At 52.2% G+C, this 20,372-nt stretch carries 19 protein-coding genes; 9 read left to right on the top strand and 10 right to left on the bottom strand.

Features of this window, described 5'->3' with window-relative positions; genetic code table 11:
- Positions 1-128: 128 nt before the first annotated feature.
- Together NEA10_RS08965 and NEA10_RS08960 are read right to left on the bottom strand one after the other, a co-directional pair.
- The gene (locus NEA10_RS08965) at positions 129-914 is read right to left on the bottom strand and encodes a DUF1995 family protein (protein WP_252665002.1); all 786 of its coding nucleotides are present in this window, start codon (positions 912-914) and stop codon (positions 129-131) included.
- 251 nt (positions 915-1,165) lie between these two features.
- On the bottom strand, positions 1,166-2,218 hold the full coding sequence (locus NEA10_RS08960) for a type IV toxin-antitoxin system AbiEi family antitoxin (RefSeq protein WP_252665001.1): 1,053 nt from the start codon (positions 2,216-2,218) through the stop codon (positions 1,166-1,168).
- Positions 2,219-2,482: 264 nt separating this feature from the next.
- Here NEA10_RS08960 and NEA10_RS08955 point away from each other — a divergent pair, with 264 nt between their 5' ends.
- On the top strand, positions 2,483-3,145 hold the full coding sequence (locus NEA10_RS08955) for a class I SAM-dependent methyltransferase (protein ID WP_252665000.1): 663 nt from the start codon (positions 2,483-2,485) through the stop codon (positions 3,143-3,145).
- On the opposite strand, the gene trhO is transcribed toward NEA10_RS08955, so the two are convergent.
- Positions 3,095-4,015: an oxygen-dependent tRNA uridine(34) hydroxylase TrhO gene (gene trhO / locus NEA10_RS08950; protein WP_252664999.1), complete on the bottom strand. Its 921-nt coding sequence runs from the start codon at positions 4,013-4,015 to the stop codon at positions 3,095-3,097. The two genes, NEA10_RS08955 and trhO, sit on opposite strands and share 51 nt — an antisense overlap.
- Before the next feature lie 110 nt (positions 4,016-4,125).
- Between trhO and NEA10_RS08945 the strand changes: the two genes are divergently transcribed.
- Positions 4,126-4,530 carry an Npun_F0494 family protein gene (locus NEA10_RS08945; protein ID WP_252664998.1) on the top strand — a complete coding sequence of 135 codons (405 nt, stop codon included), beginning with the start codon at positions 4,126-4,128 and terminating at the stop codon, positions 4,528-4,530.
- Positions 4,531-4,671: 141 nt separating this feature from the next.
- Here NEA10_RS08945 and NEA10_RS08940 read toward each other — a convergent pair whose 3' ends face one another.
- The 3 genes from NEA10_RS08940 to NEA10_RS21095 form a co-directional block, all read right to left on the bottom strand.
- On the bottom strand, positions 4,672-5,286 hold the full coding sequence (locus tag NEA10_RS08940) for a DUF4126 domain-containing protein (RefSeq protein WP_252664997.1): 615 nt from the start codon (positions 5,284-5,286) through the stop codon (positions 4,672-4,674).
- Positions 5,287-5,441: 155 nt separating this feature from the next.
- Positions 5,442-6,269, bottom strand: a complete 828-nt coding sequence (gene dapB / locus NEA10_RS08935) for a 4-hydroxy-tetrahydrodipicolinate reductase (RefSeq protein ID WP_252664996.1) — start codon at positions 6,267-6,269, stop codon at positions 5,442-5,444.
- Between the two features lie 154 nt (positions 6,270-6,423).
- Entirely contained in the window at positions 6,424-6,591 is a 168-nt protein-coding gene (locus tag NEA10_RS21095) for a PEP-CTERM sorting domain-containing protein (protein WP_374111878.1), read from the bottom strand.
- On the opposite strand from NEA10_RS21095, the gene NEA10_RS08930 reads away from it, so the two are divergent.
- Entirely contained in the window at positions 6,514-6,753 is a 240-nt protein-coding gene (locus NEA10_RS08930; protein WP_252664995.1) for a hypothetical protein, read from the top strand. The two genes, NEA10_RS21095 and NEA10_RS08930, sit on opposite strands and share 78 nt — an antisense overlap.
- A 357-nt stretch (positions 6,754-7,110) precedes the next feature.
- Here the strand turns inward: NEA10_RS08930 and NEA10_RS08925 are convergent, their stop codons facing one another.
- The 3 genes from NEA10_RS08925 to NEA10_RS08915 form a co-directional block, all read right to left on the bottom strand.
- On the bottom strand, positions 7,111-7,725 hold the full coding sequence (locus tag NEA10_RS08925; RefSeq protein ID WP_252664994.1) for a PEP-CTERM sorting domain-containing protein: 615 nt from the start codon (positions 7,723-7,725) through the stop codon (positions 7,111-7,113).
- A gap of 458 nt (positions 7,726-8,183) precedes the next feature.
- A complete protein-coding gene (locus NEA10_RS08920) occupies positions 8,184-8,411 on the bottom strand; it encodes a hypothetical protein (RefSeq protein ID WP_252664993.1) in 228 nt (75 codons plus the stop codon).
- Positions 8,408-10,240, bottom strand: coding sequence for a S8 family peptidase (locus NEA10_RS08915; RefSeq protein WP_252664992.1), 1,833 nt, complete (start codon positions 10,238-10,240; stop codon positions 8,408-8,410). Before NEA10_RS08915 ends, NEA10_RS08920 begins: the two co-directional genes overlap by 4 nt.
- 175 nt (positions 10,241-10,415) lie before the next feature.
- On the opposite strand from NEA10_RS08915, the gene NEA10_RS08910 reads away from it, so the two are divergent.
- The 3 genes from NEA10_RS08910 to metX all read left to right on the top strand — a co-directional run bounded on the left by NEA10_RS08910 (position 10,416) and on the right by metX (position 13,638).
- Positions 10,416-10,859, top strand: coding sequence for a hypothetical protein (locus tag NEA10_RS08910; RefSeq protein ID WP_252664991.1), 444 nt, complete (start codon positions 10,416-10,418; stop codon positions 10,857-10,859).
- A 141-nt stretch (positions 10,860-11,000) separates the two neighbouring features.
- Positions 11,001-12,308 (top strand): O-acetylhomoserine aminocarboxypropyltransferase/cysteine synthase family protein, encoded by a 1,308-nt coding sequence (locus NEA10_RS08905; RefSeq protein ID WP_252664990.1) that lies wholly within the window; start codon positions 11,001-11,003, stop codon positions 12,306-12,308.
- A gap of 283 nt (positions 12,309-12,591) precedes the next feature.
- On the top strand, positions 12,592-13,638 hold the full coding sequence (metX, locus tag NEA10_RS08900) for a homoserine O-acetyltransferase MetX (RefSeq protein ID WP_252664989.1): 1,047 nt from the start codon (positions 12,592-12,594) through the stop codon (positions 13,636-13,638).
- A gap of 182 nt (positions 13,639-13,820) precedes the next feature.
- On the opposite strand, the gene NEA10_RS08895 is transcribed toward metX, so the two are convergent.
- Positions 13,821-14,897: a tocopherol cyclase family protein gene (locus NEA10_RS08895; RefSeq protein WP_252664988.1), complete on the bottom strand. Its 1,077-nt coding sequence runs from the start codon at positions 14,895-14,897 to the stop codon at positions 13,821-13,823.
- 38 nt (positions 14,898-14,935) lie between these two features.
- On the opposite strand from NEA10_RS08895, the gene NEA10_RS08890 reads away from it, so the two are divergent.
- From NEA10_RS08890 to NEA10_RS08880, 3 genes are all read left to right on the top strand, one after another.
- Positions 14,936-16,114: a cysteine desulfurase family protein gene (locus NEA10_RS08890; protein ID WP_252664987.1), complete on the top strand. Its 1,179-nt coding sequence runs from the start codon at positions 14,936-14,938 to the stop codon at positions 16,112-16,114.
- 892 nt (positions 16,115-17,006) lie between these two features.
- The gene (gene proS / locus NEA10_RS08885; protein WP_252664986.1) at positions 17,007-18,809 is read left to right on the top strand and encodes a proline--tRNA ligase; all 1,803 of its coding nucleotides are present in this window, start codon (positions 17,007-17,009) and stop codon (positions 18,807-18,809) included.
- Between the two features lie 105 nt (positions 18,810-18,914).
- The gene (locus tag NEA10_RS08880; RefSeq protein ID WP_252664985.1) at positions 18,915-20,246 is read left to right on the top strand and encodes a hypothetical protein; all 1,332 of its coding nucleotides are present in this window, start codon (positions 18,915-18,917) and stop codon (positions 20,244-20,246) included.
- Positions 20,247-20,372 lie beyond the last annotated feature (126 nt).

Genomic DNA, 20,372 nt, shown 5'->3' with positions numbered 1-20,372 from the left:
TAGCAGTAGGGGGGAAGAAAGCAGTCGGAAAGATTTAGGGGCGCACCGAACGATAGTCGAGGTGTGTTCCCCAAGCGATCGCCGAGGGGGTGATTGCTCTCTTCCGGTAAGAATTTAGGGTGAGCTGACTATTGAGTTAAGGCGCGGATGAAACGTTGTACTTCGGCAAACAAGCCTCGGGATTTGGGTTTGCTGGGATTGGGGGATGCGCCTGGATCCGCCTCAGCCGCTTCAGAAGACTCTGGTTCGAGTTCTTCACCCATTAGCAGACGTTCAAGTTCCTCGCCGACGGGTTTGTAGGACATTTCCGTTAACACCTCATATTGATTATCCTCGTTTAAGCTCCAGACAATCCAGGGTGAGGGATAAATCCGTAACAGGGCCCCACCGGGGAGAGGACGAACATAATAACATGAGGTGATTTTGCTCAGGAAGCGTTCCCGTAACTGGCGGGCGGCGTAGCCAATGCCAACGGTGGCGACACTTTCGAGGCGGGGGAGGAGGAGGATTACCGGGCGATCGCCGGCTTCGTTGGCCAGTTTCTCCACCTGTTCGATTTCCACATCCGAGGGTTCCACCAACAGATAGCACTCATCCGTCTCCTCCATCTGACTGGTAACCGGAAGGCGACGACTCCCCACATCGGTAATCTTGAAGGGAGTATCTCCCCAATCCCGCCGCGCCAAGGCTGCCGCACCGGTATCCGGGAACATCACTTTAAGGGTATAACCCATTTCCGTCAAAACGGGGATAAAGGTTTCAGCGATAGGTTGGGCCTTCAGTTCTGGATAGACGATCTCAACTTGGATCAGCCGATAGCCATCCTCCAGGGCCGCTTTCGTCGCCGCCTTCGCCTGGGCGATCGCATCCTCCAAATCATCGGGGAGTTCAATCCGCTTATCTGTAGTATCCATCCCGTGATAAAAACCCTACAACGCTTTAACATAGTCAATCGACTCTCATTTTAACCCCTCACGGCATCCCCTCCCCCCTTTTGCCTCTACTTCAGACGACGTCACTCAGTCCCCAGACTCGCAAATCGGGCTGCGATCGGCCATAAAGCTCGAATTAGGTATTGTCTTGAGAGGATGGAGACAGTATCCCGCGCAAATCTAGAGAATCTAGTACAGCCTTAAGATCGGCTAAAACCTGTTTTTCTTTTGGGTCAAGCATTTTCATCTCTCTCGGCAATATATTTCCGGTAAAGGCGCTCCGCAGTTTCTTGCGATCGCTCATCGGCAATTAACAGCAACTCTGCATGAAGTAGTAAGGGATCTGCGAGGGTTTCCATCCCATCCTCACTCCAGTTATTCTGCGTACCAAATTGCTGGACAAAGACGATATTTCCTTTTGGACTAGGCTTAAGCCTCATTTTTGCTGCGATTGTCATGGCTTGTGATTTTGCCGATGTTTGGAGATTGCTCTCATTTAAATGTAATGTCGCGCTTTGAGGACGAAGATAATCCGTTGCGATCGCCGCCCCCAGTTCTCCACCTAACAAAAAATCACCCTCTTTCGCTCCTTCAATAATACGCTCTGCTACATCGAAAAAGCTTCTCTCTCCTACGGGCGTAAAAGCTTCGACTGTTAGCTTTGGGCGAAGACTTTCAGCGTAGCCCATTTCCCAGCGCTCTAAAAGTTTTGGATAATTTAAAATTCGATAGTTACCATCTCGTTGCCGTTGTAAATACTCCAAATTATATAAAACCTTAAGACTGCGACTCACTGTTGATGGTGCAATACCAGAAGCTATAGCAATATCTCTCACGTTTGTCTGTAATATGTGAGGATTTTTTAATAAAATATAGATGAGTTTAAGTGTTGTGACGGTAATCTTGGAACGAGATAAAGGTTTCCCTTTTGTCCGACGTTGACCGCGAATTAGAATATAAATGCCTGGAGTATTGAGATACATATTACCTGCTGCATCGATAAACTCTATATTTTCTTTTAGCAAAATATTGATAGCAGGGTTGGATAAGTAGCGAGTAATTAGTAATATTTTTTCTCCCTTATCTCGTTTAAATCGTTGAAAATAAGGACTTATGAGTTCAGCCATTGTACCTGTAACATCTGGCTGGATTTTGTATACATAATCCACTAATTCATCACAATTACGGATAGTAATACAGTTTTTATTGCCGTTTTTTGCCTCGATATCGGGTAAGGCATTTAGATGGTCTAGGCACTCGCGTAGCAACAAACTTTCTTGTTTCATAGATACAAAGGCTGAGGAGTCTCAACGTTCAGGTAAACCTTGTCAAAAGCCAGATTTATTGGCATGATTTTAGCACAGATAGCAAACAGCATGAGTCAAAGTTAAATCGGTCGGGGATGCGATCGCACGCTTCTAATTGCCTGTTGCCGTCTGCCCCTATTGCCTATTGCCTTCCCCTCCTGGGAGGGGTTAGGGGTGGGTTATACTGCCTATTGCCTTCTCCTCCCTCTTGCCTGTTGCCTCTTGCCTCTTGCCTCTCCCCCCATGTCTCCTAAAACCCTCGGCTTATCGCCCCAACTCTACGACTATCTCCTCAATACCTCCCTCCGAGAACACCCCGTTTTGCAACAATTGCGGCAGGAAACGGTCCAACTCCCCGGCGCGCGGATGCAGATTGCCCCGGAGCAGGGTCAGTTTATGGCCCTACTGGTGCAGCTTTTAGGGGCGCGGAAAACCTTAGAAATTGGAACCTTTACCGGCTATAGTGCCTTGGCCGTGGCCCTGGCCCTGCCCCCAGAGGGCCGACTGCTGACTTGTGATATCGATGAAACCACAACGGCGATCGCCCGGGGCTATTGGCAACAAGCGGGGGTTGCCCAGAAGATTGAATCCCGCCTAGGACCCGCCTTAGAGACGTTAGAGGAACTTCTCAACGCTGGAGAGGGGGAAAGTTTCGATTTTGCCTTTATTGATGCTGATAAGCGCAATTATGGCAAGTATTATGAGTCCTGTTTGCAATTGGTGCGAACAGGGGGACTGATTGCGATCGATAATGTTCTATGGTCCGGGCGTGTGGCGGATGCAACGGTGAGCGATAAACGCACGGAGGCGATTCGTGCGTTTAATCATCAGCTTCATGAGGACGATCGCATCTCCTTAAGTCTGATTCCCCTCGCTGACGGCTTGACGTTGGCGTTGAAGCTGTAACTGACGGACTTTTTCCTCTCGGCGGCGGCGTTTCTCGTCACTGAGATGTTCGTAACAATGGGGACAGGAAATCCCCCAGTCGTAGTGGGGAGAGTTGCGCTCGTCTGGGGAGAGGGGATGTCCACAACTGAGACAGAGTTCATATTCCCCCGGTTCGAGGCCATGTCGCACCGCCACTCGCTCATCGAAGACAAAACAGTCCCCCTCCCATAAACTTTCCTCTTCTGGGACGTCTTCTAGGTATTTAAGAATGCCTCCTTTGAGGTGATAGACCTCTTTAAATCCCTGTTTTAAGAGGTAGGATGTGGCTTTTTCACAGCGAATGCCACCGGTGCAAAACATGGCGACTTTTGGGGTTGTCTCGGGGTCTAGTTCCTCTTTGATATAGTCTGGAAACTCGGTAAAGGACGCGGTCTTGGGGTTTTTCGCTCCTTTGAAGGTCCCCATTTCGACTTCAAACTCATTGCGAGTATCGATGAGGGTCACGTCGGGATTTGAGATAAGTTGATTCCAGTCTGTTGCTTGAATGTAGGTTCCGACGGTGTCTTGAGGGTTGATATCCTCTTGTTTGAAGGTGACAATTTCCGGTTTGATGCGAACTTTGAAGCGTTGGAAGGGGGGAGTTTGATGTTGAGACTCTTTATACTCTAGGCGTTCTAAGCCCTGGAATTGGGGCATTTGGCGCAGGGTGTCTATGAGAGCTTCGATCGCCATTGGGGGGCCGGCGACGGTGGCGTTGATGCCTTCAGGGGCGAGAATGAGGGTTCCTTTGAGATGGCCATCACCCCCCAACTCCAGAAGCTGCGATCGCAGGCTATCGAGATTATCAAGGGGGACAAATTGATAGAAGCTGGCAACAACAATGGACATGGGAACCCGAACAGACAACAATAACGAGCAGGACAGACAGGACGACCTGGGAGCGATCGCCCCTATGTTCCTCTAGAATACAGGGTAGATGTCCCCCAGTCCCACGAGTTATGACGCTTCCGCCGGCTACCCCTATTCCCCATTCCCCAACCAGCCTTGATCGCGCCCGCCGGGCCCTCCGTTGCGCCCCCTTTACCCTGAAACTGTATCAAGACTTTCGTCAACAAGGGATTTTCTTAGAAAAGATTGTCGGGGAGGAGGGCGTCAAGCAAGGCTATAGCCGTTATCCCCTCGGGGAACTGGCCGCAGAGAATGACTTATTGTGGCTAATTAACGTGGGGGTTTTGCGGCGAGAGGTGGATGGCCAGGGAATTACCGATAGTTTTCGCTTAACCCCCCTGGGGCGAGTGGTGGTGGATGAATGGGCCGCGAATGAGGCCACCTGGCTGGATGAGATTACCTTGGGCGATCGCCTCTCCAACAGTCTCCGTCGCTGGCTGCGATGGCCCTTTTGAGGCAAGGTTTGAGACAAAAACAAAAAAACCCCGGCGGGGTGTAATCGCCGGGGTGGAATCATCAGGGTGCATCTACCTATCTTTTACTTTCGTCCGTGAGGCAGGGATTCCGGAGAATTTAGAAAAATCCCAGAAATTTTCCTAAGTTTGTTGGTTTTCCTCATCCTGTAAGGCTTCTTGATATTCCGCATGTTGCATCAGGCGGCGTTTGTAGCGTTCCTGACGATGCCAACGATACCAGGCGGAGGAACTGCGTATGGCCAGCCATAACAGCAGCAGGGCAATCAATCCCCCCTGTTGTGGAGCATCAAAGGCAAAGAGGACTAGGATAACCGAGAGGGCATCTTGTAGCCAAATTGCCCAGATGGGGAGTCCCCGCAGCCGGAAAAACCAACCGGTTTGCACCAGTTGCAAGACTAAGGCCAGCAGTCCGCCGACAATCCCAATCACGCCAATTTGCCAATCTTCAATGTCCGCCAGTTGAGCCACGGCCATGCCGACAATTGCCCCGGCGATGGGTGAAAATATCAATTGCAGGATTTGTAACACTCGTTGCCCCAGGAGTTGTTTTGAGGCCAAGAGTTCAAAACAAGACCAAGCGGCTAGAACTCCCACCACTAGGGAGGGAGAGAAATTAGAGAGAAGTGGCACATCTGACCAAAGATTGGTTTTCACCAAGCCAATCATCAGCAGGGGGAGGCCAATTCTCAGGCCAGCCGCAGCGGATGCAGACAAGGCGGCGAGAATTTCGACCATGTTGTATCTTCCGAGTGCGATCGCCTCAGTGTCCGTCAGAACCGTCACCAAGTACTCCGTCGATTCCGACTTAAATCGACAGGATAGACTATCTCTAGTTTACGGAGAATGATAAAAGTTGACCGGAGGGGTGGCACTCTTAGGGGAACCTGACCTTAAATAATCTTCTCCAGACCGTACACCAAGGAGGTGAGTTGGGTAACTTGACGAATCGAGAGGAGAACGCCGGGCATATAACAGGCGCGATCGCTCGTATCGTGGCGTAGGGTATAGACTTGACCGGGAGCCCCAAAGAGAATCTCTTGGTGCGCAATCAGTCCCGGAAGGCGGACACTATGAATACGGATATTGTCTTGGCCCACACTCCCTCGGGCCCCCTGTAACTTCTCCTCTTCCTCTACGGCGGCTGGGTTATAGCGTTTACCCAGTTCTCCCAACATTTCAGCCGTTTTGATCGCGGTTCCCGAAGGGGCATCGGCTTTTTGATTATGATGGAGTTCGATAATCTCCACATGGTCAAAGTATTTCGAGGCTTGGATCGCCGCCTGCTGCATCAGGACGACACCAATAGAGAAATTGGGAACAATCAGACAACCGGTACTGGCTTTCTCGGCAAACTCCCCTAAATCTTGGATTTGCTCAGGACTTAGTCCCGTGGTTCCCACCACCGGACGCACCCCATAGGCGATCGCCGCCCGGATATTCTCATAAACCCCACTGGGATGGGTGAAATCGACCATCACTCCTTGGGTTTGTTCCTGGGTGGCCATGACCAAGGTACTTTGCAAGTCACTGAGAATCGGCACTTCCAGGGGACCACAGCCGGCCACCTCCCCCACATCCTGGCCCGCCACGTTGGGGTTGGTATCCACTGCCCCGAGAAGCATCATATCTTCGGCTTGGGCAACGGCTTTGACGACTTCGCGGCCCATTTTTCCGGCAGCACCGTTGACAACGACAGGGATGGGGGATTGACTGGCCATAGGGTTTCGAGACTGTGACGGTCGAACTACTCCAGCATTCTCACATTTTGCAGACCCTCCCGGCAAGCTCCCGCAATGACTCCACAAAAACGCCCCCAACCGTAACTTGGGGGCGTGAGTTCACCGAGTTAGTATCTAACCTTGTGGCTGGATGTTATGCGTCGTCAGACTTGCGGCGGAGGCGGCGGGAGGCTAGGGCGATCGCGCCTAAACCGAGGAGAGCAGCGGGTTCAGGAACAGTCTCATGGTCATCATCCTTGATGCGTCCCCAAACAATGAAGTTAGACAGGCCAGGGGTATTGTTAAGGTTCCCTGTCCGCAAGTAGATTCCGTGAAGTTATCAGTCGAGCAGGTTGTACCGGAGATATGGAATAGGGCATTTGCGGATTCGACACCAATGGAGAAGGAGGTGACAGTGGCAACAGCAACGCCGCAGAGGGTTGTCGTGGTTGAGTTCAGTCGTTTCATGTTCGGGACATCCTAAAAGGGGTATCAAGGAAAATACTTAGAGAAAACCGCAACGGTAGGCTTTGGTCTAGAATTTACGTATTTCTACAGGAATTTTAGCCCAATCATTCTAGTATGTAGCCAAAGCTACGCAAATTTCATTGAAACTTCATAATTTTCCCTGCGTGTCTTCATGCAAGCTTCAAGAACTATTCTCTAACTCACACTCCCATTCATGGGCATTTTGACATATTTCACTGTGTATCTACGCAAAAGTGACGCTAAAAAACCCCCCGACCTAAATCGGGGGGTATGGAGAGAAGATGGAGCGCCTTTAAAATTGTGAAGGGCCTGAGCCGCTAAACTAGGCTAGAGGTCTGAACACCCAAGAGACCTAAGCGTCTTCTGACTTGCGGCGCAGGAACCGGGACGCTAAGGCAACGGAACCTAAACCGAGGAGAGCCGCAGGTTCGGGAACTGGGGTCGGTTCGGAACTATTACCACCACTTCCAGTTCCAGTTGTCCAGACGGTGAAGTGAGACAATCCAGGTCCGACACGTCCACCACCATTACGTAAGTCATCCGTGTTCCAAGTTCCCGACATGGTTACGCCGTCAGACTTGTAAGCAGTAAAGGTTGGACCGCCTTTGAGGACGAACATGACAGAGTCGTAGAGGTCGAAGTTAAAGTCTTCAGAGAGTGTCCAAGTCCCGGAGGTTTCCTGACCCGCGTTATTTAGAGCAACGGTGAGGGGGCCTGTGGTGCCGCTGCTGTCATCAACTTTCCACAATTCAGACCAACCGGTCTTGCCGAACATCTCAGTGCTGGTGGTGATGCTATTGGAATCGTTGCCGCGATAAATCCCTTCGCAGTCCGTGGTTCCGGTTAGGTTAGCGATGTCACAGGTTCCTTGGGCGACCAGGTCAGCACTCGCCGCTTCTACACCAAGAGTTAAGGAGGCGACGGTGGCAACGGACAGGCCCACCAGGGTTGAGTTAAAGAGTTTCATTGGGAATGGCTCCATTCTAAATAGTTTAGGTTTAGAAAGCGAACCGAGTTCTGGGTCGTCGCCTTCGTTCAAGTGGTGTTTCTTTTCACATTCTCATCCTAAGGGACAATTTCTGTACTGTCTCCCATTTTGCCAAGAGTTCATCAAAACTTTATTGTCTTTAGACTAGAGCTTTACACAAGCTTTATAAAGCAAAAAATCAATTTTGCTTACGGAGTGTAAAGGCTAGATACCTTTGCTGGAAAGAAATACGGCTATTTTCCTTAAATCCTTGCTAATCTCTGGATTGACGTAATTTTGTGTTTGAAACTCATCAAAAGCTCGCAAAAGTATCAGTATATTTTCTGCGTATTTTTACGTATTGACTCTAGTTGGTTTTACGCAAAAAATAAAAACACCTTGGATTTTTTAGGTCCAAAGTGTTTTTTAAAGAATTCATTACCCTGTCGATGAGCGACCTAAGATTCAGGTCCCAGTTGGAAGGATTTCACCTCAAACACCGGTCCTAGGGCCGCGAGGGTCATCACATCATCACGGACAGTTCCCTCTAGGGTGACGGACTGACCCGGCTTTAAAACCTCTGATGGGGTGCTTTCATGGAGTTCATAGACTTGGCCTGTCCCCGTTTCCAGGGTCCAGGCCCCAGTTCCCATGGCGACGTGTTTGACGACTCCAGTTAGTTTCATGCCGTAATTCCTCCGGGTTTCGCGGCCAATCGGGCCAACATCCAACAGGCGATCGCATTCACCGCCAAGAAGCCCCGGGCCAGCCAGCCACTGCCCAGCCAAACTAACTCAGGGTCTACCACCGCACTCACGGCCAAACAACTGGCCACCCCAAGGGTTGCACCAATGGCCCACCACTTCCGTTGTGCATGGCCCAACAGCAACACCAGCAGCACCCCTGGAATCAAGACACTGGCAAAAATCGGGTTCAAGGCCGGATTCCCCTGAACCGCTGTCCCTAACTCCGGTAGGGAACTCCCCGCTAGCCGTAAGGGCCATTGGGGCAAGTCAAAGACATAGAAGCTACGGAGAATAAAAATACCCGAACTTCCCATCACCAAGCCGGTAGACAGATTCCAATTCCAGCGGAAGGGGAAGTAATTGCGTAGCAACCAGGCCAGCAAATAGGACCCAATCACCATCGCTAACTTGGGAATCAGGGCGATGGTTCCCCCATCAATCCAGAAGCGGGGGTTCAGATAGCCGTTATCCCGTAACCAACGGAAAAAGTCGCGGAAATTCAACTGGCCTTTCACCGCCAACTGGACAGCGGAGGCCGCATCGAGATGACCAGCACCAAAATGGTTAAAACTATCCTCTTCCACCGGACGGGCCGACTCCTTAAGGATTTGCATCACCTCATCGGGACTCTCAACCCCGGTGGCTTTCACCAACGCCGCTACAGCAGCCACGTGAGGGGAGGCCATGCTGGTTCCCTGAAAGGCGGCAAAGACCGCTGACCCATCTTGAGGATTGAGGGTATGTTGGAGAATCCCCCCGGTTTCCCCATTGCGGGTATCACCGCCGGGGGCAGAAATATCCACCCCAGCGCCAAAGTTGGAGTAGGGGGCCTTGTCTCCGGCGGCGTTACTGGCAGCCACCCCTAAGACGCGGGGATAGCGGGCGGGATAGCCGGCACTATTTTGATTGGCATTGCCAGCAGCAGCGATGACCACCACTCCTTTACGATGGGCATAGTCGATCGCATCGCGCATCAGATGACTCTCGCCACTTCCCCCTAAACTCAGGTTAATGACATCGGCATCATGGTCAGCGGCAAAGCGGATAGCCTCAGCAATATCACTGACCGTCCCGCCGCCCTGTTTACTGAGAACTTTCAGGGGCATCAGTTTGGCCTGATGGGCAATCCCCGCCACGCCGAACTCGTTATCGGTGGTTTGGGCAATGGTTCCGGCCACATGGGTTCCGTGGCCATTGTCATCATCGGCATTGACGCGATCGTTGACGAAATCGTAGCCTTCGACAAACTCGGTTCCCTCTAAGTCGGCCACTTGGAGAATCCCGGTATCAATCACCGCGACGATGACCTCGTCGCCGGTACTGTCAGCCCAGGCCCCTTCCACGTTAATGGCTTTGAGGTTCCATTGTTTGGAATAGAGGGGGTCGTTGGGATAGGACTTGGACAGTCCCGGAATGGCGGTTCCGTCAAAGCTGGATTGAATCGGCTTCTCGGGAACCCCATAAATATAGTTGGGTTCGGCGAACTGCAAGTAGGGCCGGAATTGGCGACGCAGTTCCCGCAAGACCTCGCGATCGCCCTCGACAATATAAATGTGATCTCGCTGAGAAAATTCGCTATTGAGACGGGGGCTGAGGTTGAACTGTTGCGACATCTCCTCTAACTGCTGGCTGACCTCGGCTGAGGAGAGGTCATCGCGGAAGTTGAGAATCAGGGACTCGTAGGTTCCTTGATTGGCGAGTCCTGAGAAGGTCGCTAAGGCCCACCCCAAGCCTAGGAAAAATAGGCAAGTGAGTAGAAAATTTTTCATGGTCTTAAACTGGTTTTGGTGGATGTACAACCGACGGGGTTGTGCGGTTGTGCGATTCGGCGACACCCGAGACGGGACAGGTGATGATGAAGACTTCTGAATGTTCTCCCAAGATAACGCATCACGAGTGGGCCCCGAACGGGGGACAATGGGGGAAGCAGTTTTTAAGAGAGTTATGGAACGCGGTTTACTTTGGTTGCCCTTGCTGGTGTTGTTTTTTGGTTTGGCTTGGGCGGGCTGGAATGAGTTTCGGAAAGTGGAAGCCTATCAACGTTGGGCCAAGGGCTTCGATCGCGCTAAATACGATATCTTAGCCGTCTTGGGACAACGGGGCGATCGCCTGGTGTGGGGGAAATCCAGCCGGACTGGGGTGGTGGAGATGCAGGAGTTCTCCTTGACGGAGGTTACGGCCATTGAGGTGGAGGTGAATGGCAATCCCATTAATGAGGCCCATCCTCCTAAAAGCAGTCGTACCGTTAGCCTTTGTTTCCAACGGGGCGAAGCGGGCCCGATTCAGGTTCCCTTTACTGAAATTAGCCTGGCGCTGAAATGGGCGCAAGCCTTGCGATCGCTCGATCCCGAAACGGGACAACCCAAACAGGTGTCCCCCAATTCCTAAGGGACAATTGCAACAAAACGTATCAACCCTGACAGATTCCATTGTTCCGAGGAACTCAATCCCGTAAAATACATTGGCCCCAAGCGAGACGCTGTTCCCCCACTACCCCGAACACCACTCACTTCAATCAGGAACGGTTTAATGTCAGAAGCCAATCAACACCGCTACGAAACCCTCCAAATCCACGCCGGACAAACCCCCGCCCCCGGAACCAACGCCCGGGCGGTTCCCATCTATCAAACCACCTCCTATGTGTTTGAGGATGCGGACGACGGTGCGGATTTGTTCGCCCTCAAGAAGTTCGGGAATATCTACACCCGAATCATGAACCCCACCACGGATGTGTTTGAAAAACGCATCGCCGCCCTAGAAGGGGGAGTCATGGCCCTGGCCACCGCCAGCGGCCAGGCGGCCCAGTTCCTGGCCATCAATAATATCTGTCAGGCAGGGGACAATATCGTCTCCACCTCCACCCTCTATGGCGGCACCTATAATCAATTCAAGGTCGCTTTCCCACGTCTTGGCGTAAATGTCAAATTTGTGGACAGCGATGATCCCAAAGCCTTCGGGGAACAAATCGACGAGAACACCAAAGCCATCTACGTCGAGAGTCTCAGCAACCCTAAATTTAACATCCCCGATTTAGAGGCGTTGGCGGCGATCGCCCATGAGAATGACATCCCGCTGATTGTCGATAATACCTTCGGTTGCGCCGGGTATCTCTGTCGTCCCATCGACCACGGGGCCGATATTGTGGTGGAATCCGCCACAAAGTGGATTGGCGGCCATGGAACCTCCATCGGTGGCGTGATTGTCGACTCGGGGAACTTCAACTGGGGGAACGGCAAATTTCCCATGTTCACCGAACCCTCTGAAGGCTATCATGGCTTGAACTTCCAAGAAGTCTTTGGTCCCGACGGTCCCTTTGGCAATATCGCCTTTATTATCCGGGCCCGCGTAGAAGGGTTACGAGATTTGGGTCCCTGTCTGAGTCCCTTTAACGCTTTCTTGTTGTTGCAAGGATTAGAAACCCTTTCGTTACGGGTCGATCGCCATACCGAGAATGCCTTAGCCTTGGCAAAATGGCTGGAAAAACATCCCAAAGTGGATTGGGTCAGCTATCCCGGACTGCCGAAACACGCCTATCATAAACAGGCGAAAAAATACCTCAATCATGGATTTGGTTGTGTGTTGAGTTTCGGGATTAAAGGAGGCTTAGAAGCCGGTCGCAGCTTTATCAATAATGTGCAACTAGCCTCTCACCTCGCCAATGTGGGAGATGCCAAAACCCTGGTGATTCATCCTGCCTCCACCACCCACCAGCAACTCGACGAAACCGAACAAGCCGCTGCGGGAATCTCCCCGGCCATGGTCCGGGTGTCTGTCGGCTTGGAACATATCGAGGACATCAAAGCCGACTTCGACCAAGCCTTTGCCAAAGCGGGCTAAGATAGTCCCCCTCTCGGTCATTCGTGCTAAATTAGCCCCCTCCCCGCCCCAGGGAAGGGGGACAAACCCGATTTATGATAATTTTGAGAGTGGTTCAGTCAAATCTCCCCTAAGGAGGCAATATTCACCCATCCCCTATCGCCTTCTTCCCCCTATTGCCTATTGCCTCTTGCCTATTGCCTTCTCCCCCCCTCCTCTTCCTCCTCATCCGACCTGTACTCTGTGTCTCTGTGGTAACCCTATTGCCTCTTGCCTCTTGCCTATTGCCTCTTGCCTTCTTCTAATGAAATACCGCCATTTAATCTCCCCCCAGACTCAAACTTATCAGCTACCGGAACCCTTTTCATTGGAGTCGGGTGAGCAATTAATGGACGTTGAAGTGGCCTATCGCTGTTGGGGAACCCTCAATGAATCAGGTGATAATGCGGTGCATATTTGTCATGCGTTGACGGGAAGTGCGGATGCGGATGAATGGTGGGGGCCGCTGTTTGGAGAGGGGCGGACGTTTGATGGCGATCGCGATTTTATTGTCTGTAGTAATGTCCTGGGAAGTTGTTATGGAACCACGGGACCGATTTCTCTCAATCCAGCGACGGGGAAACCCTATGGCCGGGCGTTTCCGGCAATTACAGTTCGAGATATGGTGCGGCTGCAATGGCGATTATTGCAAGGGTTGGGGGTGAAGAAACTTAAGTTTGTCATTGGCGGTTCGTTGGGGGGAATGCAGGTTTTGGAATGGGGAAAACTCTATCCAGATTATGTTGAACGGATTGTCTCGATTGCAGCGGCGGGACGACATTCGTCCTGGTGTATTGCCATAAGTGAAGCCCAGCGTCAGGCGATTTTTGCCGATCCGAATTGGTGTAATGGCAATTATGAGGAAGATGCACCCCCCACTACGGGGTTAGCGGCGGCCCGGATGATGGCGATGATTTCCTATCGGGCCACGGCTAGTTTTCAAGAACGCTTTGGGCGAGAGATTCAGGAGGATGGGGAGTTTGCGATCGCTAGTTATTTACGGTACCAGGGACAGAAGTTAGTCCAGCGTTTTGATGCCAATACCTATGTGGCGTTGACGGAGGCGATGGATCGTCATGATGTTTCCGGGGGAGAGGGGGATTATCTGGCGGCCTTGGGGGCGATCGCCCAACCGACGCTGGTGGTGGCGATCGACTCGGATCTCCTCTATCCCCCTCGGGACCAGCAGGAGTTAGCGCAATGGATGCCCAACGCCCAGTTAGAATGGTTATCGTCGCCCCATGGCCATGATGCGTTCTTAATTAATATGGTGGCGTTGAATGAGTTGGTAATGGGGTTTTTGAATCCGTAACCGTTAAGGGCGACAATTAGTTTTAGATTTGTTGCCTTGGGTATCCAACTGTAGGGGCATAACCCACCCCCACCCCTCCCAGGAGGGGATTTTTCGCCCCTACGGTAGGGAATATAATCTGCAACAAATTTTCCTGATCATCCTGAACCCGGAAAACACCATTTGTTTTTCTGGCTCACCCATTAATCCACAATCCAAGTCTCATTCCAAGGGCCACCCCCAACTTCTAACCCACATTGAGAACTCGTCGCCTCTAATAGCATTTCATAACGGCCCTGACGACGCTGTTTAAGCTGTAGATGAACCTGGCCCTTCATCGTATCCCGACAGGCGAAAACCAGGCCCTCCTGAGTTGGGGCCCGCAGGGGTGTTCCGGGTTCCTCCGTAGTTCCCGTCAGTGTGACTTCCAAGTCTCCACTCCAGGCCTGCATTTTCCAAAATCCCCAGGGTGCAATTTCCCAGGTAACGGTTCCATTCCAGGGAACAAACTCATAAAATTGCCCCTCATGATGAATCCCCACCATGGCCACCGATTCCATCCAACTGAGAACCTCTCGCCGGCCACCCCCAGCGGTGAGGGCTAAATTGGGTTCGCCGTCGAAACTGTTGCAGTTAAACCAAAACCACTTTTGCGGAAACGATCGCCCCCAGTTCTTTTCTCCATAGGCGGGAACTCGGTTAAACTCATAACGCTCTCCGTTCCAGTCAATCCATCCGGTGGCCCAACCGTGGGCCATGAGAATTTGCCAACCGGGTTCAAAGATTTCTAAAAATGATAGCCAGCCGGCCGTGGATTGGCGATCGCCCCAACCATAGACCGGTTCAATGGTATATTGCCAGGTACAGTGATGGCCGCTGCCGGGGTCATAGAGTTGCCCTTGATGCCAGGTGGCGGTGGCCTGATAGCCTTGTTTAACCTCAGCCTCAAAGGTATCGCGATCGATGAGTTTAGGGGGAATGGTGAGAGAGGTTTGTCCCCAATGGCCCAGGCCCAGTCCCTTTTTCCAGGCCCAGAACTTGCTCACATCAGGAAACGTCCGACAGAGATATTCGTCACGGGGGCCAAGAATTTGCGCACCGCCGCCACTGTTGGATTCGCCGCCAAGGGGATCTTCGATGGAATACATAAACGCGAAGGTTTCCCCCGCTTCAGGAAGGGTGACGCGATAATACCAACCTTCAAAGAACTTGCGACTTTCCCCATCCCAGTGATAGCCACTGTGGGGAGTTGGTGCAGAACTGACTCCGGACCCTACCATAAAGAAATAGATGTGATGTTTTGGGAACTGTACGGCTGATGTCTCCACTCCAACAACGCCCGATTTATCTCGACGCTCACGCCACAACTCCCGTTGATGAGCGTGTGTTGGCGGCGATGCTGCCTTATTTTACCGAGTATTTCGGCAACCCTGCCAGTATTAACCATCACTATGGCTGGGAGGGAGAAGCGGCGGTGACACAGGCCCGAGAGACGCTGGCGGCGGCGATTAATGCGTCTCCTGAGGAGATTATTTTTACCAGTGGGGCCACGGAGGCGAATAATTTGGCCCTCAAGGGGGTGGCGGAGGCCTATTTCAGTCAAGGACGGCATCTGGTGACGCTGGCGACGGAACATAATGCTATTTTAGACCCGATGGATTATTTGGAATCCTTGGGGTTTGAGGTGACGCGGCTTCCGGTGATGTCCGATGGGTTAGTGGATATAGAGGAGTTGGCGGCGGCGTTGCGGGAGGATACGATTTTAGTTTCGGTGATGGCGGCCAATAATGAGATTGGTGTGTTGCAGCCGTTGGCGGAGATTGGACAACTTTGTCGCGATCGCGGGATTCGTTTTCATACGGATGCGGCCCAGGCGATTGGTAAAATTCCTCTGGATGTTCAGGCCCAATGTATTGATGTGATGTCTCTGACGGCCCATAAAGTCTATGGGCCGAAGGGAATTGGGGCGTTATATGTGCGGCGACGCAATCCTCGGGTACGGTTAGCGGCCCAGTTGCATGGGGGTGGCCATGAACGGGGGATGCGATCGGGGACGCTGTATCCACCGCAGATTGTCGGCTTTGCCAAGGCGGTGGAGTTAGGATTGGCTGAGATGGAGGAGGAGTCGGCGCGGTTGCGGGAGTTGCGATCGCAGTTATGGAAACGACTCTCGGTGTTGGAGGGAATCTATCTCAATGGTCATCCGACGCAGCGACTTCCGGGGAATTTGAATGTCAGTTTTGAGGGGGTGGATGGCCAGGCGTTGTTGTTGGGATTGCAGCCAGTGATGGCGGTGTCGTCGGGTTCAGCTTGTACGTCGGTGAAGATTGAACCCTCTCATGTGTTGGCGGCGTTGGGCCGTGAGGAGTCGTTGGCCTATGCGTCGGTGCGGTTTGGGATTGGCCGTTTTAATACCTTAGAGGAGATTGAGCGGGTAGCGGAGCATGTGATTTCTACGGTTGAGGCCTTGCGGAAGGTGGGGGCGATCGCCCGTTAGGGACAGGGCAGAATAATAGTCACGGTAGGGTGTGTTGCGGCTCAAACCCATTTAGAATTAAGACAACAATTTACAAGCTGCCGCAACGCACCGGCTTGATAATCTGGCAAGGATTCATCATCGATATATCCTGGTATTTGTCGTCGGGTTCCCGAATCGGTGCGTTCCGGCTAGCTTAATCTTGTTGCCAAAATCCAAGAATTGAACGAAGCCGGGACGCACCCTACCGCTGCCTATTTATTGTTATGATCCCGCCTCGAATTCATGCCGCCAAAGTCCATTATCAATGAGTCACGGTAGGGTGTGTTGCGGCTCAAACCCATGTAGAATTAAGACGACAATCTACAAGCTGCCGCAACGCACCGGCTTGATAATCTGGCAAGGATTCATCATCGATATATCCTGGTATTTGTCGTCGGGTTCCCGAATCGGTGCGTTCCGGCTAGCTTAATCTTGTTGCCAAAATCCAAGAATTGAACGAAGCCGGGACGCACCCTACCGCTGCCTATTTATTGTTATGATCCCGCCTCGAATTCATGCCGCCAAAGTCCATTATCAATGAGTCACGGTAGGGTGTGTTGCGGCTCAAACCCATTTAGAATTAAGACAACAATCTACAAGCTGCCGCAACTTAGAAAAAATTACGCCGTGGTTTCCGGTGGGGTTGATTCACGATTTAGAGGACTTTTTAGGGCGAGATGTGGATGTGGTGACCGCTAAGTCGTTGCACCATTATATTAAAGAGCGGGTATTGTCGGAGGCCAAGCCCCTATGACAAGCCATATGGAAGCTGATTGACGAGACGGAGACATGAGGACGAAACTGGCGGCCCAGACAGCCCAAAAACCGTAGTAAGATAACAAACGCCCATCATTAAGCTCAGCCAAACCCCATGCGACTGTCCCAAATGCTCCTCGTCACCCTGCGCGAAGACCCCGCCGAGGCAGAAATCCCCAGCCATAAACTCCTGCTGCGGGCCGGTTACATCCGACGAGTCGCCAGTGGCGTGTACGCCTACCTCCCCCTGATGTGGCGCGTGTTGCAGAAGGTGTCCGCCATTGTCCGGGAGGAGATGAACGCCACTGGGGCCCAGGAATGTCTACTTCCCCAACTGCAACCCTCGGAATTATGGCAAGAGTCCGGACGCTGGGAGACCTATACTAAGGCAGAAGGGATTATGTTCGCCCTCAGCGATCGCCAAGGCCGAGAGATGGGACTCGGACCCACCCATGAAGAAGTGATTACCGCGATCGCCCGCGACTGTATCCAATCCTATCGCCAACTTCCCCTCCATCTCTATCAAATTCAAACCAAGTTCCGGGACGAAATTCGCCCCCGCTTCGGCTTGATGCGCGGCCGGGAGTTCATTATGAAGGATGGCTATTCCTTCCACACCGACGAGGACAGCCTCAAACAAACCTACGCCGACATGGACCAGGCCTATCGCAATATCATCCGTCGCTGTGGCTTAGCCTTCCAAGCCGTGGAAGCTGATTCTGGGGCCATTGGCGGGTCCGGTTCCCAAGAGTTTATGGTTCTGGCGGAGGCCGGGGAAGATGAAGTTCTCTATGTTGAGGATGGAAGTTACGCCGCCAACGTGGAAAAAGCGGTCTCCCGTCCCCCCGACGCCGAACCCTCCCCCTTCAGCAGCTACGAGAAACGAGATACTCCCAACACCGCCACCATCGCCTCGGTTTGTGAGATGCTCAACTGTTCGCCGACTCAGGTGGTGAAAAATGTTCTCTATCAAGCCGTTTATGATACCGGATTGACGGTCTTGGTCTTGGTCAGTATTCGGGGCGATCGCGATGTCAATGATGTAAAACTGCAAAATGAACTGACTCGCCGCGCCGCTGATTATAAAGCCAATGCCCTCATTTCTCTGGAAGTTCCTGATGCTGAAGCGCAACAAAAATGGGCCGCAAACCCTCTCCCCCTCGGCTACATTGCCCCGGATTTAGGAGATGATTGGATTCAGTCCCAAAAACAGGTTCATCCCAAGTTTTTACGCTTAGGAGATAATACCGTCAAAGACTTGACAAATTTCGTTACAGGTGCTAATGAAACGGGCCATCACGTGGTGGGGGCCAATTGGGGCGATGCCTTTACCTGTCCGCCGCTGTTGGATTTAGATAAGGCTATGGCGGGCGATCGCTGTCTGAAAAACCCCCAGTTAACCCTACAAACCGCCCGAGGCATTGAAGTGGGGCATATCTTCCAATTGGGAACCAAGTATTCCCAAGCCCTAGGCGCCGTGTTTACCGATGAAAATGGCAAAGGCAATCCTCTGGTGATGGGCTGTTACGGAATTGGGGTCTCTCGTTTAGCTCAATCGGCCGTGGAACAGTCTCATGATAAGGATGGCATTATTTGGAATCCGGCGATCGCCCCCTATCATGCCATCATTACCGTTCCCAATATCAACGTCGAAGAACAGATGCAGGTGGCCGAACAACTCTATGCAGAACTCAACGCCGCCGGAGTGGAAACCCTCCTCGACGATCGCAAGGAACGGGCCGGCGTCAAGTTCAAAGATGCCGACTTGATGGGGATTCCCTATCGCGTGGTTACCGGGCGGGCGATCGCCAACGGCAAGGTTGAAGTGGTACAACGGGCCACCCAGGAGAAACAAGAACTGGAGATTTCCCAAGTCGTCTCAACTCTAAAAACCTGGTTGGAGGCCAGTCAGGGGTAAACCCTGGGGAGTAACAATTTCGCAAAACTCAGATGAGATTGCCACAACAGAGGTTAGGTTGGGACATATCAAGAGGTTTCCCTATTCCCTCTTGAGGAAGTCCCCATGAGAAAACGTGCCATTGTCCTAGCCAGTTGTGCCGCCTTAGGTGTGAGTCTGTCGGCCTTGGCCAGCTCCAATTCCCACCCTAACCTTCCTAATCCTGAGGCCATGAGTGAAGCTGATCGCGATGCCTTGGATGCCTATCAGCAGTATCGTGAAATTATCCAACGAACCACTGGAATGGTTCGCAATAACAGCGCCCAGTCTCAGGTGAGGGAATACGGACTGAATATCGTCAATGTCATGTGGGAAGACAGCGCCCGCTATGAGAATTCCGCCGTGGGCCCCAATATCAGCGATTTAACCATTCAAGTCCGGCACTATCACCCAGAACTGCGGCGCTATGAACAACATTTAATGCCCGTTATCCGTCATCCCAACTTTAGTGATTTAACCGCCGATATTCCCCTGAATCGGTTTCATCTGCTGGTGGGGAATCACAATGGGGGAGACTTAGAGCGGGTATCCTTGCGGGACGTCTTAGAAAATCTACCGAACTACCTCCACAATCCCGACTCTTGGGCCAGTGAAATGCCCTCCCTGCTTGCCAAACGGGATACTCATGTTCTCGTGAGCGCCCAGGCCTGTTTTCTCCCCATTCCTCAAGGAGACAAAGCCCAATTTAACCCAGTTTTGTTCAATTATCAGTCCTATCCCGGCGACCCCGCTGTCCTCACCCTTCTCGCCACCCGAGAAGGAACCAGTATTACCATTATCGACAACCGGGACGAGGATGATCTCCCCTATCGGCCCATGTGGGGACAACCACTATTTTTTAACCAAAACGGCCAACGGGCCCGACTCACCGGAGAGCGTCTGAGCGATTTTCAGGCTCAGCAAGCCTCAGACGCAGAACCGACTGATGGGCCAACCCCAGAAGCGGCTGGGGAGTCAGGACTGAACATGGTCATGGTGATTCAGGTTCCCCTCAAACAAAAAGAACCCATACTCTATGAAATGTTGGATATGCCTGTCTTGATGGCGGCCCCTGAGGAGGCGATGGATCTCAGTAACATTGAAGAGGCGGTGATTGGCCATGGGGAACCGGAGGGGCCCTTTAGGGAAATCGCTGGACTTTCGATTGAACGGCATCCTGACTTTCCCATTCGCGTTACCGTGCAGTTTTACAAAGCCACCGATAATGGGGTGTTGTCAGCGGAGGATGTGCAGGACATTCAGGCACAAATTAACCGTGTTTATGAAGATGCCGATTATGTGGGCAGTTTGGTGGTGGGCGATCGCACTCACCGGCCCACAGACTATGATGGAGAGCATCAACAACCGAAAGAGTGGTGGCACAAATTCTGGGAACATTACTATCGCAATCAGGGGTGATGGCCCTTACTGTCGTCGGCGGTGCGTTCCGGCAAGTTTTAGCCGAGTGGTTAACGTCCAAAATGAGCTGATGCCGGGACGCACCCTACCCCCTCTTTTCCTTTCCCCTCCAAGGAGGGGTGCCCG

Origin of the sequence: Phormidium yuhuli AB48 (assembly GCF_023983615.1) — a bacterium.
GTDB lineage: Bacteria > Cyanobacteriota > Cyanobacteriia > Cyanobacteriales > Geitlerinemataceae > Sodalinema > Sodalinema yuhuli.
The sequence above is the reverse complement of the archived record's forward strand: the minus strand, read 5'-3'. Positions and strand labels throughout refer to the sequence as shown.

Coding starts and splice junctions, on each gene's coding strand:
- NEA10_RS08965 (WP_252665002.1), bottom strand. CDS start 914: ATGGATACTACAGATAAGCGGATTGAACTCCCCGATGATTTGGAGGAT.
- NEA10_RS08960 (WP_252665001.1), bottom strand. CDS start 2,218: ATGAAACAAGAAAGTTTGTTGCTACGCGAGTGCCTAGACCATCTAAAT.
- NEA10_RS08955 (WP_252665000.1), top strand. CDS start 2,483: ATGTCTCCTAAAACCCTCGGCTTATCGCCCCAACTCTACGACTATCTC.
- trhO (WP_252664999.1), bottom strand. CDS start 4,015: ATGTCCATTGTTGTTGCCAGCTTCTATCAATTTGTCCCCCTTGATAAT.
- NEA10_RS08945 (WP_252664998.1), top strand. CDS start 4,126: ATGACGCTTCCGCCGGCTACCCCTATTCCCCATTCCCCAACCAGCCTT.
- NEA10_RS08940 (WP_252664997.1), bottom strand. CDS start 5,286: ATGGTCGAAATTCTCGCCGCCTTGTCTGCATCCGCTGCGGCTGGCCTG.
- dapB (WP_252664996.1), bottom strand. CDS start 6,269: ATGGCCAGTCAATCCCCCATCCCTGTCGTTGTCAACGGTGCTGCCGGA.
- NEA10_RS08930 (WP_252664995.1), top strand. CDS start 6,514: ATGGTCATCATCCTTGATGCGTCCCCAAACAATGAAGTTAGACAGGCC.
- NEA10_RS08925 (WP_252664994.1), bottom strand. CDS start 7,725: ATGAAACTCTTTAACTCAACCCTGGTGGGCCTGTCCGTTGCCACCGTC.
- NEA10_RS08920 (WP_252664993.1), bottom strand. CDS start 8,411: ATGAAACTAACTGGAGTCGTCAAACACGTCGCCATGGGAACTGGGGCC.
- NEA10_RS08915 (WP_252664992.1), bottom strand. CDS start 10,240: ATGAAAAATTTTCTACTCACTTGCCTATTTTTCCTAGGCTTGGGGTGG.
- NEA10_RS08910 (WP_252664991.1), top strand. CDS start 10,416: ATGGAACGCGGTTTACTTTGGTTGCCCTTGCTGGTGTTGTTTTTTGGT.
- NEA10_RS08905 (WP_252664990.1), top strand. CDS start 11,001: ATGTCAGAAGCCAATCAACACCGCTACGAAACCCTCCAAATCCACGCC.
- metX (WP_252664989.1), top strand. CDS start 12,592: ATGAAATACCGCCATTTAATCTCCCCCCAGACTCAAACTTATCAGCTA.
- NEA10_RS08895 (WP_252664988.1), bottom strand. CDS start 14,897: ATGGTAGGGTCCGGAGTCAGTTCTGCACCAACTCCCCACAGTGGCTAT.
- NEA10_RS08890 (WP_252664987.1), top strand. CDS start 14,936: ATGTCTCCACTCCAACAACGCCCGATTTATCTCGACGCTCACGCCACA.
- proS (WP_252664986.1), top strand. CDS start 17,007: ATGCGACTGTCCCAAATGCTCCTCGTCACCCTGCGCGAAGACCCCGCC.
- NEA10_RS08880 (WP_252664985.1), top strand. CDS start 18,915: ATGAGAAAACGTGCCATTGTCCTAGCCAGTTGTGCCGCCTTAGGTGTG.